Consider the following 14371-nt stretch of genomic DNA (forward strand, 5'->3'; position numbering starts at 1 on the left):
GGTTTGTAAAGCATTATTTTACGCAAACCATAAAATAGTGCTTAAGGCGCTTTTAACAGAAAAACAAAAGGTCTTCTGCCCGCTTACAGAAGACCTTTTTGCTTTAACTTTTTGCTTTTAAAACGGCTGCTAGCTTGTTTTTCGTTTGAGGACCATAAATGCCATCCACATCATAAGGAAGATACACAAGCTGAAAACGTCTGACTGCATCTTTCGTTTGAACTCCATATATTCCGTCTACTGAACCTACTTTAAAATTCACCGCGTTTAATGCTTTTTGAAGCTGCTTCACGGCTTCTCCAGAATCACCTTGTTTTAAAATTCCATTTGGAAGTGGATATTGTTCCGAAGGTGGAGTTGGTGACGGTGTTGGAGATGGGTTTGGTGAAGTCCCTGAAGGAATAACAATTGTTTTTCCAACCTGTAGTGTTAAAGGATCAGAAAGCCCTGTATTCGCTTCTTGAAGCGCTTGTACTGTTATGTTGTACTTCTGTGCAATACTGTAAAGCGTATCTCCTTGCTTGATCGTATACGTTTTTGTACCTGGTTCAGAAGGTGATGGATTCGGAGTTGGTGTTGGATTGGGGTTTGGAACTGCACGACGAGGTAAATTTAAATATACGGCAATTCCTTTTGCATACGATTCACCCATGCTTTTTAAAAAAGCTTCGTTTTGGAGAAGTGCTGCATCGGTGCGGTTATCAATAAAGGCTATTTCAGTTAGTACTGCGGGCATATTTGTTAAGCGAAGCACCGCATAATTGGCTGATTTTCGACCGCGATTCGGATGATTATACGACAGCAGCGTTGGCTGTACTTGGCCGTGGACAATTGATTGAAACGTTTTACTGGCATTGCTAGCGCTTCTATAAACATAATCTTCATATCCTGTTCCTCCACCGGCATTTACGTGAATAGACATAAATACATCTGCTCCCCACGAATTAGCTTGAGAAGCGCGCTGAGATAACGATAAAAAAGTATCTGTGGTACGAGTGGTTTTAATCGTAAAGTCACTGTAGGTGCTATTTAAATAGCTTATTAAATATTGTTGAATTTTTAAAACTAAGTTTTTTTCATACAGTCCGTTCGCTCCAACTGCTCCTGCATCTGCCCCACCATGTCCTGCATCTAGATAGATTTTTTTCATATTACTTGTCCCTCCTTATTGTTAACATATGTATGAGGGAAAAAAGTGCTACGTATACTAGCCTACTAAGTAGAAAATTACTAAAAAAAGAACCGCTACTCAAAGGCAGCGGTTTATTCTGCGTTGTAGACAGAATATTAAATAGGGATAGCTCTCAAGGAGTGATAGCTATATGCAGAGTGTTGATTCGTTGATTAAATGATAATAATTATCATTTTCATTTGAAGTATACACTAAAAGGAAAGTTTTGTCTATTCTATTATGAGAACGGGCCTATTTAAAAAGCAGAACGCCTATAACAATGAGAATAATCCAAATTGGAATGCTTATTAATATGCCTATTACTAAACCTTTAAAAAAATTTCCTTCTTGCATTTTCATTCCATTCCTCTCCAACAGTATTTTCTAATGATACTACGACTGGCTGAAAATTCTTTGAAGTTATACTGAAGTGCAGAGTGAACACATAAACAATCTCTCTATCTGTTATACACTACTTTTACATATAGATTCAATGAGACAAAAAGCTTATCCTTTTTAATTCTTATAACCAAATTCTTTCCTGTATCTAACAAAACCATAAAAAAGCCTCCCGTAAATTGTACGACAGGCAGCTATACTTGTTTTATGAACAGCTTAGTTCGATATTTAATATGCGCAATGTTATTCATTTTGAAAAACAAAAAAAGTCCGAGAGAACGTATAAACGATCTCTCGGACTTTTAGGAATTAATATTGGCTCATGTATTGGTCACGTTCCCAAGGATGAACTTGTGTACGGAACATATCCCATTCGATTTCTTTCGCTTCAACGAAGTGCTCTGCTAAGTGTTCACCTAATGCAGAAACCATAACTTCGTTTGATTGGAAGCTATCTAAAGCTTGAGCTAATGTTGCAGGTAAATCTACGATACCTTCTTCAATACGCTCTTCTTTTGTCATTACATAGATATTACGATCGATAGGTTTTGGAGCTTCAAGGTTGTTCTTGATTCCATCTAAACCAGCTTTTAATAGAACAGCCATTGCTAAATATGGGTTAGCAGCTGGGTCTACGCTACGTACCTCAACACGAGTTCCTACGCCGCGAGAAGCTGGGATACGGATTAATGGGCTACGGTTGCGAGCAGACCATGCAACGTAACAAGGAGCCTCATATCCAGGCACTAGACGCTTATAAGAGTTTACAGTAGGATTTGTTACTGCTGTAAAGCTGTGTGCGTGCTTGATGATACCTGCGATAAATTGACGAGCAGTATCACTTAGCTCTAGATTACCGTTTTCATCATAAAATGCGTTTTGACCATCTTTAAATAATGAAACGTTACAGTGCATACCTGAACCATTCACACCAAATAATGGTTTTGGCATAAATGTAGCATGTAAGCCATGTTTACGTGCAATTGTTTTTACAACAAGTTTGAACGTTTGGATATCATCACAAGCTTTTAATGCAGCAGCATATTTGAAGTCAATCTCGTGTTGTCCAGGAGCTACCTCATGGTGAGATGCTTCAATTTCAAAGCCCATTTCTTCAAGCTCTAATACGATGTCACGACGGCAGTTTTCACCAAGGTCAGTTGGCGCTAAGTCGAAGTAGCCACCTTTATCATTTAATTCTAATGTAGGTTCGCCTTTTTCGTCTAATTTGAATAAGAAGAACTCTGGCTCAGGTCCAAGGTTAAAATCAGTAAATCCTAACTCTTCCATCTCTTTTAACACACGTTTTAAGTTATTACGTGGATCGCCATCAAACGGAGTTCTATCTGCATTGTAGATGTCACAAATAAAACGTGCTACTTTACCTTTTTCAGATGTCCAAGGGAAAATAACAAATGTATCAATATCCGGGAATAGGTACATATCTGATTCTTCAATACGTACAAACCCTTCAATAGAAGAACCGTCAAACATCATTTTGTTGTCTAACGCTTTTTCTAATTGACTTACTGGAATTTCAACGTTTTTAATTGTTCCTAAAATGTCAGTGAACTGAAGACGAATATACTTTACATTCTCTTCTTGAACTTTGCGGAAAATATCTTCTTTTGTGTACTTTGCCATCGTGTGATCCTCCCCTAAATCTCTATATAATATTTATAATCTATACCCCTCATATACGAACGGCATAAATATTGATAACTTTATTAATGAAAGAACCTGGACATATCTCCTTGATTTAAAGTTGCTCGATTAAAACGGCCTGCTTGCATAAGTTCTGCACGAAGCATTTTTCGCAATTCATCGTCCGTTAATTCTGGCTTTGCTGTTGCTGCCACAACTTTTTCTTCTTGCTTATGCCCTTTTTGCTCCTTTTGAAGATGAAACAGCTGCTTTACACCTGCTAAGTTTACACCTTGTTCAATAAGATCACGGATTTCAAGCAGCTTATCAACATCGTTAAATGAGAATAATCGTCGATTTCCCTCTGTTCTTACTGGTGCAACTAATTCATGTTCTTCATAGTAGCGAATTTGGCGAGCCGACAACTCAGTTAACTGCATCACAATTCCAATTGGGAAAAGTGGCGTATTTCTTCGAATGTTGTCACTCATTTCAGTTCCTCCTTTGGATTAACTATTTACATTGTATGCTATGTTAGTTCACCTGTCAACCGAATGTTAGTAATTCTAACATAAATTTTTCTGAACATTTCTTCTATACAAATAAATAGCACTTCGTTTATTTTTATAAGCCTATCTTTTCTTTCTTAGCGGGGAGAAAATAGTCTTTCTATCTTATATTTTATAAAAGTTCTTTCGTCAGCATTTGATCTACTGCCATGCATATTGCTACTTTTACGTGAGCATACGTTAACCCGCCCTGCACGTAAGCGACATAAGGAGGCCTGATAGGTCCATCTGCCGTCAGCTCAAGGCTTGCTCCTTGTATAAACGTTCCAGCTGCCATAATCACATCATCTTCATACCCTGGCATATAAGCAGGATAGGCCGTTACGTGTGAATTAATTGGCGAAGCAAATTGAATAGCCTGACAAAAAGAAACCATTTTATCGCGGTCATCGAACTGCACGGATTGAATTAAATCCGTTCGTTCACTGTTCCACTTCGGTTCACTTTGCATCCCTAGCTCTTCGAACATAGCGGATGAGAAAACCGCTCCTTTTAATGCTTGACCGACTACGTGCGGAGCCAAAAAGAAACCTTGATACATTTCTTGCAAGCTATACAGCGTCGCTCCAGCTTCTGCACCGATTCCAGGAGTTGTCATTCGATATGAACAAGCTTCCACTAGGTCTTTTCGTCCTGCAATATAGCCGCCGATTTTAGCAAGACCTCCACCAGGGTTCTTAATGAGCGACCCCGCCATCAAATCTGCTCCTACATGCGTTGGCTCGATCGTTTCTACAAATTCACCGTAGCAGTTATCGACAAATACTATAACATCAGGCTTAATACTCTTTACAAAAGAAATCATTTCTTTTATTTGCGCGACTGTAAAAGAAGGGCGAATGCCGTAACCTTTTGAGCGCTGAATGCCTATCATCTTTGTGTGCTCATGAATAGACGCTTTCACTTCTTCAAAATCCACTTGACCTTGCGCTGTTAAATCTACTGATTTATAGCTAATATTATATTCTTTTAAAGAGCCTACGCCGCTTCCTCGTATACCAACAATTTCTTCAAGGGTGTCATAAGGCTTTCCAGTTATATATAATAGTTCATCTCCAGGACGCAGTACACCAAACAGCGATATGCCAATTGCGTGCGTACCTGAAATAATTTGCGGACGCACCAGACAAGCTTCTGTTCCAAAAACGTCCGCGTATACTTTCTCCAACGTATCGCGGCCTAGATCGTCATATCCATACCCCGTTGTCGGATTAAAATGTGAATCACTCACTCGATTTTGCTGAAAGCTTTGCAGCACCCGAAATTGATTTGCTTCAATACGCTCGTCAATTTTCTCATGTACAGGCTTAATTTTTTTTTCTACTTTTGCAGCAAGTTCCCGAATGCGTGCCCCGTTTTTTAACTGATCAAACATCATTTCTTTGTTCCTCAACTTTCTTCAAGCGTTTGTAGCTTTTTGTACAGGGGATGCTCTTTTGCAATATACCCTTTGCACTGATACCTCTCAGTTTCTTCATTGAATTTTAACGACTCAAGAATAGAGACCGTTTTGAGTTCAGCGAGCATTTTTCCTTCATAAGCCGGCAGCAGCACATGAAAAAACGCCATTTCTTTTTTCATTTCTTCTTGAATTCTTTCTCCAAGCTTCACTAAATCAGTAGCTTTAAAAGCGCTCATTGATAAAGATGTCGAAGCGGATGGGACAAATAGTTCATGCTGCATATCTTCTTTATTGTAAACTGTCAGCATCGGAATGTCCGTTACGTTCAGCTCTTCTAGTAAGCGATGCACTGTTTTTTCGTGGTTGTTGTAATCTGGATTAGATGAATCTACCACGTGCAGAACAAGGTCAGCTTCGGTTACTTCTTCAAGTGTTGAACGGAACGCGGCTACTAACGTTGTTGGAAGATCTTGAATAAATCCAACCGTATCCGTTAACAGAGCCGTTAGTCCTGACGGAAGCGTATACTGTCTTGTCGTTGGATCAAGAGTTGCAAACAGCTGATTTTCTTCAAAAATACCCGCCTCTGTTAAACGGTTAAAGATCGTCGATTTACCAGCGTTCGTATAGCCCACAATTGCAATTTGATAGACATGATTACGCTTACGTCTTTCTCGATAACGTTCGCGGTGACTTACCACTGTCTTTAACTGACGCTTAATTTCATCAATTTTACGGCGAATATGTCTGCGGTCACTTTCAAGTTTCGTTTCACCAGGACCTCTTGTTCCAATTCCGCCTCCAAGACGCGACAAAGCGGTACCTTGTCCTACTAACCTAGGTAGCAGATAATTTAATTGAGCAAGTTCCACCTGCATTTTTCCTTCTCGCGTTTGAGCACGCTGTGCGAAGATATCCAAAATCAGCTGCGTACGGTCAATAACACGCGCAGATAACCCTGCTGACAAATTGCGGATTTGACTCGGTGACAATTCATCATTAAATACAATTAAATCAGGCTCTAACTCTTCTTCAAGAGCCACAAGTTCTTCTACTTTCCCTTTTCCAATATAAGTAGCTGGATGAATGCGATCGCGCTTTTGCGTTAACCTTACCAGCACTTCGCCTTTTGCAGTCTCAGTTAAAGATGCTAGCTCATCCATTGAATATTCAAAACGTTCGTCATCGTCATGAAGCTGACATCCGACTAAAATTACGCGTTCAAGTTCAGTATTCATTTCTGCTGTCAAAGATTTTTCCTTCCCTTACTATTAAATTGACAAATCATTCATATCATATCAAAAAAATGTCCATTTCTCCATCTTTGCAAAAGAGACAGAATACATTGTCTTTTACTAGTTTAACACCCTTTTTAAAATCTATAAAACGATGATTAAAAAAACATTGAAATATCACGAAATTCTGTATACAATTTGAGTTGGTTTACTTATCGAAATTTGAATCAGGCTGCCTGATTTTAAAATAATAGTCGCTACTTGGTGAAAACAGAATAAAGGGGATAGCATCATGACTTGGGACGTACTTAGCATTATTGGAACGATTGCCTTTGCAATCAGCGGAGCTTTCATTGCCATGGAAGAGGAGTATGATATTTTAGGCGTTTACATACTGGGAATCGTAACGGCTTTTGGCGGAGGAGCCATTCGAAACCTGCTTATCGGTGTACCGGTGTCTGCCCTTTGGGAACAAGGACTCTTTTTTCAGATTGCTTTATTATCTATCACTGCCACTTTTTTATTTCCAAACAATATCTTAAAACATTGGAAGCGATGGGGAAACTTTTCGGACGCCATTGGCCTTGCAGCATTCGCGATTCAAGGAGCGCTTTATGCCACTCATATGAACCATCCGCTTAGCGCGGTTATTGTAGCTGCGGTCTTAACAGGAAGCGGCGGGGGAATTATCCGAGATTTATTAGCACGCCGAAAGCCTACTGTTCTTAAAGATGAAATTTATGCGGTATGGGCGATTATCGCAGGATTTAGCGTAGGGCTGCATATTACAAATACGCCTATAGAACTTTATACGTTATTTATCTTACTTGTAGGTCTTCGGATGTGTTCATATATTTACAAATGGCGCCTGCCGATCAAAACGATTCGACAACCAAACATGTAGAAAAAAAGCCTTTCGTAACGAAAGGCTTTTTTTTACAGCTGAATATCGCTTGACGTTAAAGTTAGAAGCTCGTTGCGCTCAAAGCTTTCTTCTTCTAAAAGCCTCATGGATTGAGTACGTATGGAACGTTCGATAATGTTTCGCACATATCGACCGTTACTAAAATCCCTAGGCGTCTGATTGTACTTCACGTCCATAAAATGATCTTTTAGCTTTTTATAGGCCTCTGTACTAAACTGATACTGCCTGTCATTCATCATGTGACCGGCAATGTCCATCAGTTCATTTACATCATAATCTGGAAAATCAAAAATAAACGGAAACCTAGAGCGTAGCCCTGGATTAAGACTTAAGAAATTTTCCATTTCTCTTGGATAACCAGCTAAAATCAATACAAACTTATCATTTGAATCTTCCATATGTTTGACCAATGTATCAATTGCTTCTTTTCCAAAATCTTTTTCTCCCCCTCTTGCAAGAGAATAAGCCTCATCAATAAATAAAATACCTCCAAGCGCTTTTTTTACAAGATCTCTCGTTTTCTGAGCGGTATGACCAATGTATTCTCCAACTAAATCTGCCCGCTCTGCTTCAATTAAATGTCCTTTAGACAAGATGTTCATATTCAAAAATAATTTACCTAGCAGGCGGGCTACCGTCGTTTTCCCTGTTCCTGGATTTCCTTTAAACATCATATGCAGCGCCTGCTTTCCCGCTTTTAAGCCCTGTTCCTCTCTTTTTTTGTTAATATATAACCACGCATATATTTCTTTTATCATTTTTTTCAATTCTTCCATTCCAACCAGTCCGCTCATTTCTCGTTCAATTTCCCGAAGCGGCTCATGATTTATGACAGCTTTTTTGGCAGGACGCGGAATTGATGTCGTATACGATTTTTCCTTTTTTGTTTCATTATTTAAAATGATATTAATTTGCCCATTATTTTTAAGAGTTATCGGCTGCTCCACCATGTTCACCTCTCGTTTCATCCCACTTCTCTGTATCGCATAGCTGAATGCGATGAACGATACGAAGACAATGATCTCTTATTACCGAAGAAATAATCGTCTATTATAAGGTTTATGTTCGATGAGTAAAAACAATGTTAAGAAACTTTTTTAAGCCTTCATTTGCATAAAAAAAGCATCCGAATATGCGGATGCTTCTCTTTAGTCTCTATTCAAGTTCTACTGTAATATTTTTATTTGGTACAAATGTCGAAATCGCATGTTTATAAATCAGCTGCTGTTTTCCTTCAGATTCAATTAACACAGTAAAGTTATCAAATCCTTTAATTAGTCCTCTTAATTGAAAACCATTTAAAAGAAATACCGTCACATAGATATTTTCTTTACGTAATTGATTTAAAAATTGGTCTTGAATATTAACTGATTGTTTCATTATTCGGCCTCCTCGTTTCTCTATCTGTTTACTTAATTCGCTTCTTTCTTCAGCTTTCCTGCAATATATGTAAAAATTTCAGCAAACTTTTCGGGAAATTTGTCAACTTCCATCTCTATCCATTTTACAGGCATTTTATTCCGAAACCACGTTAACTGACGCTTTGCATATCTGCGTGAATTTTGTTTCAACTGTTCAACGGCTTCTTCGAGCGTGCAGCGTCCTTCAAAATAAGCATAAAGCTCTTTGTAGCCGATAGCTTGAATTGATTGTACATCATGCAGACCACTTTCGTACAATGATTTGACTTCATCAAGCAGTCCAGCCTGCATCATCATATCGACTCGTTGATTAATTCTCTCATATAATACGTCTCTATCCATTGTAAGCCCAATAATGCTTACGTCATATAATAACTCTTGCGACTGTTCTTTTGTATAGTCACTGAATTTTTTGCCGGTTACTTCATAAACTTCAAGCGCTCTGATTACACGGCGATGGTTGTTTTTATGGATAGCAGCTGCACTGTCTGGATCAATCTCTTTTAGCTTTTCATACAGGGGATCAATGCCATGAGCTTTAATAAATACTTCCATTCGTTCACGAACTCTTTCATCACTAGGAGTTTCTGTGAACTGATAATCATAAATAACGGATTGAATATAAAGACCCGTCCCTCCAACAATCATCGGCATTTTTCCTCTAGCGTGAATATCATCGATTTGTTTTCTTACAATCTCTTGAAATTCTGCCACAGAAAACGATTCATCTGGCTCCTTAATATCGATCAGATAATGGGGAATACCCTGCATCTCTTCTTCTGACACTTTGGCAGTTCCGATATCCATCCCTTTATAAATTTGCATGGAATCACCTGAAATAATCTCTCCGTCTAACTGTTTGGCAAGTTCAATGCTCAATTTTGTTTTACCAACCGCAGTTGGTCCAATAATGACAATAAGTTTTGGTTTCTCTCCCGTCATAACAACACTACTTTCATCTATAGGCATTCACATCATTCCATTTTATCCAAATGGCCATGATTTATTCAACAAAACGGCTAGCTGCAGCTAGCCGCATTGCCTACATCACTCGCTTAAACATTTTTTCCATTTCATACGTCGAATGATGAATAATAATTGGTCGTCCGTGCGGACACGTAAATGGATCCGTAGTTTTTCTCAACGTTTCAAGTAAAGCAAAAATCTCATCGTTTCGCAAATGATGATTCGCTTTAATCGATCCTTTGCAGCTCATCATAATAGCCGCTTCTTCTCGTAACTTTTCGATATTGACTCGTTTCATCGTAAAGATTTGCTGAATCATTTCTTCAATGGTTTCCTGTTCCTCTCCTTTTGGAAACCACTGCGGATGCGAACGAACTATATAGGAGTTTTGTCCAAACGATTCTAAGAAGACTCCCACTTCAGCAAGCATGTCTTTGTATTCTTCTAAAATCAAGGCTTCATTTCCCGAGAACTCTAGCGTAAGCGGCATAAGCAGTTCTTGAACTTCTGAATCTACTTCTCCAAGCTTTCGCTTAAAATATTCGTACTTAATTCTCTCCTGCGCCGCGTGCTGATCAATAATAAATAATCCTTTTTCATTTTGTGCCAAAATATACGTTCCGTGCATTTGACCAATTGGGTACATCGCAGGAACACGCGGTTCTGGCTGCTCTTTGGCTGAATGGTTCGGTTCTGGAATTGGAGCGTTTTCTTCCACCGATTCTTCATAGTGTTCTATTTCTCGAAACGTTGGTTCAAGTTCTTCATCTTGACGTATGACCTCTGTTTTAACAGGCGGCATAATCTCGTCTACACGAGCAGGAGCCTCCTTAAAACTAGGCTCGCGAACCGTATTAGAGGGCTGATAGCCAGACGTTTTAGACTGATGATCAAATGTAAAGGTCTGCTGCTCAGTTGGCTGAACAGCAGATTTTGACTTAGTTGGTACTACAGCATCCGGAATTAACTGCTGCTTTTTAAAAGCAGCTTTCACTCCTTGTTCAATAAGCTCAAACAGCTCCGCTTCTTTACTTAAGCGCACTTCTAGTTTCGCTGGATGAACATTCACGTCCACTAACAAAGGGTCCATTGTAATGGTTAAAAACACGATTGGAAAACGGCCGATAGGTAAAAGGGTATGATAGCCCTGCTGTACCGCTTTTAACAGCCCGTAGTTTTTAACAAACCGACCGTTAATAATGGTGGACATATAGTTGCGAGAAGCTCTTGTAATTTCAGGAAGAGCGACGTAACCATTCACTTCATAATCAAGTGACTGAACGTTAATCGGAATCATCTTTTTGGCTACCGCCATTCCATAAATAGCGGCAAGCACTTGGCGCACATCTCCGCTTCCGTTCGTATACAGAAGCTGTCTTCCTTGATGCATCAGCCGAATTGAAACTTCAGGATGAGACATCGCAAGGCGATTGACGACATCCGTTACGTTACCAAGCTCCGTGTTTACCGTCTTCATATATTTCAAACGTGCAGGTGTGTTGAAAAATAAGTTTTCAATAACAAGTTCGGTACCTTTTCGGCTTGACGTTAATTCGTGATGAACGATTTCTCCGCCTCTAAGTTTAAGATGAGTGCCGGCTTCTTCTCCCGTACTCGTTTTGAGTTCAAGCATTGAAACTGAAGCAATACTTGGCAAAGCTTCACCACGAAATCCTAACGTTCGAATTCGAAATAAATCTTGTTCTGTTTTGATTTTACTTGTCGCATGTCTTTTAAAAGCGGTCAAGCAGTCTTCAGAAGCAATGCCGTCTCCATTATCCAATATACGAATTTTTGAAAGCCCAGCTTCTTCTAGCTCAATTTCAATAACTGTACTGTTTGCATCAATAGCATTTTCGACTAGTTCTTTCACCACCGAAGCAGGTCGTTCAACAACCTCTCCGGCAGCAATTTTATTTGAAAGTTCGTCTGAAAGCTGCACAATTTTACCCACAGACTCACTCCTCTCACTCTATTTCTTCTTTAATGATTTTTGCAGTTCATACATCGCATTCATTGCGTCTAAAGGCGTCATTTCTAAAATATCCAGCTCTTTTAAACGATCTATAATTGCTTTTTCCCGTTTCGAAAGCGCAGGCTTTTCTTTTTTTTCTTCTATTTCAAAGAACGAAAGCTGGTTGGCTTCATCTGCTTTTTTACTATCTGCACGTTCTTCTTGAACCAAAGAAGCACCTTCTTGTGGAACTTGTTGTGTCATCTCTTCTCTTTTTAGAGCCTGACGTACAGGCTCACGCTCAGAAGATTGTTCTAAATCTTGTAAGATGACGCGAGCTCGCTCTAGAAGCGGATCTGGAAGTTCTGCTAGTTCCGCTACGTGAATACCATAACTTTTGTCTGCAGCACCATCTTTGATTTTGTGTAAAAAGACCACCTTCCCATTTTTTTCAACCGCGCTTACATGAACATTTTTAAGCGCAGGAAGCGACTCATCGAGTACGGTTAATTCATGATAATGAGTAGAAAATAGGGTCTTACAGCCAATATGTTCATGAACGTATTCAATAATTGCTTGAGCAAGAGCCATTCCGTCATACGTAGACGTGCCGCGTCCAATTTCATCTAATAGAATTAGACTCGACTGAGTGGCATTTGTCACTGCATTTTTCGTTTCTAGCATCTCGACCATAAACGTACTTTGACCTGAAATTAAGTCATCGGCTGCTCCGATACGTGTAAATACTTGATCAAAAATCGGCAGAACCGCTTCGTCTGCTGGCACAAAACAGCCAATTTGAGCTAGTATCGCCGTTAAAGCGACCTGGCGCATGTACGTACTTTTACCAGACATATTGGGTCCTGTAATCAGTAAAATTGAACTATCATCCGTCATTTGACAGTCGTTTGGCACGTATTCCTGCGAATTCATTACTTTTTCTACCACTGGATGGCGTCCATTTTGAATCGAAATATCTTCACTTGAAAAAATAGGCTTCGTGTAATGGCGTTCTTCACTGATTTTTGCAAAGCACTGCAGTACGTCAAGCTCACTTACTTTTTTAGCGAGTTCTTGCAGCCTTGGAATATATGCTTTTACTTCTTCACGGATTTGTAAAAACAATTCATATTCCAGCTCTACAATTTTCTCTTCCGCTTCTAAGATTAGCGCTTCTTTTTCTTTCAGCTCAGGCGTAATAAAACGTTCTGCATTGGTTAACGTCTGTTTTCGTTCATACATTCCTTCAGGCAAAAGATGCAAATTTGCCCGAGTTACTTCTATATAATAGCCGAACACGCGATTATAACCAATTTTCAGTGAGCGAATCCCTGTTTTCTCACGCTCTTGCTGTTCAAGTGACGCAATCCACGTTTTTCCGTTTCGGCTTGCATCTCGGTATTGATCAAGCTGTGCATGATAGCCGTCATTAATAATGTCTCCTTCTTTAATTGACAAAGGAGGGTGCTCTTTTAATCCTCTTTCAAGAAGATTAGCTAATCGCTCACAAGGATCAATGTCTTCAACAAGCTTTGTCGCATAAGGATGATTCAAACGATTCACAACCTCTTGGATATGAGGCACATTTTGCAATGATTTTTTTAATTGAATTAAATCACGAGCATTTACATTACCAAAAGCGACTCGACCAGCTAAGCGTTCTAAATCATATACGTCTTTTAGCAACTCACGCAGTTCTTCTCGTTCAAAAAACTGTTTCATTAAGACATCTACCATATTCAAACGATTATCAATATCCGCTTGTTTTAAAAGCGGACGATCAATCCAATTTTTTAATAAACGGCCGCCCATTGCCGTAACGGTCTGGTCTAATAACCATAGAAGCGAGCCTTTCTTTCCTTTTGAACGAATCGTTTCGGTTAACTCTAAGTTTCGCTTAGAGAACAAATCAATTTTCATATATTCATTGATTTGATAAAACTGCACGGGCTGTAAGTGTTCAAGCGAACGCTTCTGCGTGCGAGTTAAATACTGAAGAATACGCGCAAATGTTGTAATAAGCTTTTGCTGCTGAAGCGACTCGACTAAATAATCTAGTCCTTCTACTTGCTCTGTACTATTCTCATAAGAAATGGTAATCGTCATGCGCTCTTTTAGTGTTTGTAATAAGTCAGCAGGAAACTCAGAGCTTACAACGACTTCTTTTGCTTCTTTTGCATAAATCTCTGAGACTATATCGTGAAACGAACTAACAAGCGTTACGCTGTTTTCTCCTGTAGACAAATCAGAAAGAGCAAGACCAAACGTTTGATCCTCGAACGCAGTAACAGAACAAATATAGTTATTTTCCTTTTCATGCAGTCCGCGTTCGTTCATCAGTGTTCCGGGTGAAATCACCTGCACCACTTCCCGCTTTACAACACCTTTTGCATGCTTAGGGTCTTCTACTTGCTCACAAATAGCTACTTTAAATCCCTTTTCAATTAAACGCTCGATATACGTAGGAGCAGAGTGATACGGAACCCCGCACATCGGAATTCTCTCTTGTCCTCCTCCGTCTCGGCTTGTTAATGTTATTTCAAGTTCTTGAGAAGCTGTCGTAGCATCTTCAAAGAACATTTCATAAAAATCACCTAATCTAAAAAATAAAAAGGCATCTTGATACTCTGCCTTAATTCTCAAATATTGCTGTATCATTGGCGTATACGCTGCCATACTATTCCT

11 protein-coding genes are annotated in these 14371 nt (G+C 39.3%); 1 reads left to right on the forward strand and 10 read right to left on the reverse strand.

What is annotated here, in order from left to right:
- Positions 1 to 103: 103 nt before the first annotated feature.
- From ACFX4W_RS04035 to hflX, 5 genes are all read right to left on the reverse strand, one after another.
- Positions 104 to 1150: an N-acetylmuramoyl-L-alanine amidase gene (locus ACFX4W_RS04035; protein ID WP_043976565.1), complete on the reverse strand. Its 1047-nt coding sequence runs from the start codon at positions 1148 to 1150 to the stop codon at positions 104 to 106.
- A gap of 729 nt (positions 1151 to 1879) precedes the next feature.
- Positions 1880 to 3214, reverse strand: a complete 1335-nt coding sequence (gene glnA / locus ACFX4W_RS04040; protein ID WP_013058785.1) for a type I glutamate--ammonia ligase — start codon at positions 3212 to 3214, stop codon at positions 1880 to 1882.
- Positions 3215 to 3297: 83 nt separating this feature from the next.
- Complete coding sequence (locus ACFX4W_RS04045; RefSeq protein WP_013058786.1) at positions 3298 to 3705, reverse strand: MerR family transcriptional regulator; 408 nt, start codon at positions 3703 to 3705, stop codon at positions 3298 to 3300.
- Positions 3706 to 3895: 190 nt separating this feature from the next.
- Entirely contained in the window at positions 3896 to 5158 is a 1263-nt protein-coding gene (locus ACFX4W_RS04050; RefSeq protein ID WP_043976562.1) for a methionine gamma-lyase family protein, read from the reverse strand.
- Between the two features lie 14 nt (positions 5159 to 5172).
- Positions 5173 to 6435: a GTPase HflX gene (gene hflX / locus ACFX4W_RS04055; protein ID WP_080781559.1), complete on the reverse strand. Its 1263-nt coding sequence runs from the start codon at positions 6433 to 6435 to the stop codon at positions 5173 to 5175.
- Positions 6436 to 6712: 277 nt separating this feature from the next.
- Between hflX and ACFX4W_RS04060 the strand changes: the two genes are divergently transcribed.
- Positions 6713 to 7324: a trimeric intracellular cation channel family protein gene (locus ACFX4W_RS04060; protein ID WP_013084735.1), complete on the forward strand. Its 612-nt coding sequence runs from the start codon at positions 6713 to 6715 to the stop codon at positions 7322 to 7324.
- A gap of 32 nt (positions 7325 to 7356) precedes the next feature.
- Here ACFX4W_RS04060 and spoVK read toward each other — a convergent pair whose 3' ends face one another.
- The 5 genes from spoVK to mutS all read right to left on the reverse strand — a co-directional run bounded on the left by spoVK (position 7357) and on the right by mutS (position 14362).
- Complete coding sequence (spoVK, locus tag ACFX4W_RS04065; protein WP_016765353.1) at positions 7357 to 8313, reverse strand: stage V sporulation protein K; 957 nt, start codon at positions 8311 to 8313, stop codon at positions 7357 to 7359.
- A 187-nt stretch (positions 8314 to 8500) separates the two neighbouring features.
- A complete protein-coding gene (gene hfq / locus ACFX4W_RS04070) occupies positions 8501 to 8725 on the reverse strand; it encodes an RNA chaperone Hfq (RefSeq protein ID WP_013058791.1) in 225 nt (74 codons plus the stop codon).
- Between the two features lie 32 nt (positions 8726 to 8757).
- Positions 8758 to 9708 carry a tRNA (adenosine(37)-N6)-dimethylallyltransferase MiaA gene (gene miaA, locus ACFX4W_RS04075; protein WP_043976720.1) on the reverse strand — a complete coding sequence of 317 codons (951 nt, stop codon included), beginning with the start codon at positions 9706 to 9708 and terminating at the stop codon, positions 8758 to 8760.
- A gap of 100 nt (positions 9709 to 9808) precedes the next feature.
- Positions 9809 to 11686, reverse strand: a complete 1878-nt coding sequence (mutL, locus tag ACFX4W_RS04080) for a DNA mismatch repair endonuclease MutL (protein ID WP_043976560.1) — start codon at positions 11684 to 11686, stop codon at positions 9809 to 9811.
- 18 nt (positions 11687 to 11704) lie between these two features.
- Complete coding sequence (gene mutS, locus ACFX4W_RS04085; RefSeq protein WP_043976558.1) at positions 11705 to 14362, reverse strand: DNA mismatch repair protein MutS; 2658 nt, start codon at positions 14360 to 14362, stop codon at positions 11705 to 11707.
- Positions 14363 to 14371: the final 9 nt, after the last annotated feature.

Origin of the sequence: Priestia sp. YIM B13489 (assembly GCF_042787645.1) — a bacterium.
GTDB classification, from domain to species: domain Bacteria; phylum Bacillota; class Bacilli; order Bacillales; family Bacillaceae_H; genus Priestia; species Priestia megaterium.